Genomic DNA, 386 nt, shown 5'->3' with positions numbered 1-386 from the left:
CTGGCCACGTCGTTCAACCGCTTCGTCGAGCGCATCCACGCCTCGATCAGCGAGGTGTCCTCGGCTACCCGCCTGGTGCATGACCTGTCGGAAAAGGTGGTCCACGCTTCCAACGCCTCGATCATCGGTTCCGAGGAGCAGAGCATGCGCACCAACAGCGTCGCCGCGGCAATCAACCAGCTGGGCGCAGCCACCCAGGAAATCGCCCGCAATGCCGCCGACGCCTCGCAGCACGCCAGCGGCGCCAGCGAGCAGGCCAACGACGGTCGTCAGGTGGTGGACGATGCGATCAACGCCATGACTGCGCTTTCGCAGAAGATCAGCGAGTCGTGCGAGCAGATCGAGACGCTCAACGCCAGCACCGACGAGATCGGCAAGATCCTCGA

1 pseudogene is annotated in these 386 nt (G+C 64.5%); it reads left to right on the top strand.

Going from position 1 to position 386, the window contains the following annotated elements:
- Positions 1-386 (top strand): annotated as a pseudogene (locus tag ABOA88_RS24050) (chemotaxis protein); the annotation flags it as partial.

It is taken from the genome of Pseudomonas sp. PKS (genome assembly GCF_051913525.1).
GTDB classification, from domain to species: Bacteria; Pseudomonadota; Gammaproteobacteria; order Pseudomonadales; family Pseudomonadaceae; genus Aquipseudomonas; species Aquipseudomonas guariconensis_D.
This window is presented reverse-complemented; position numbering and strand designations above follow the sequence as displayed.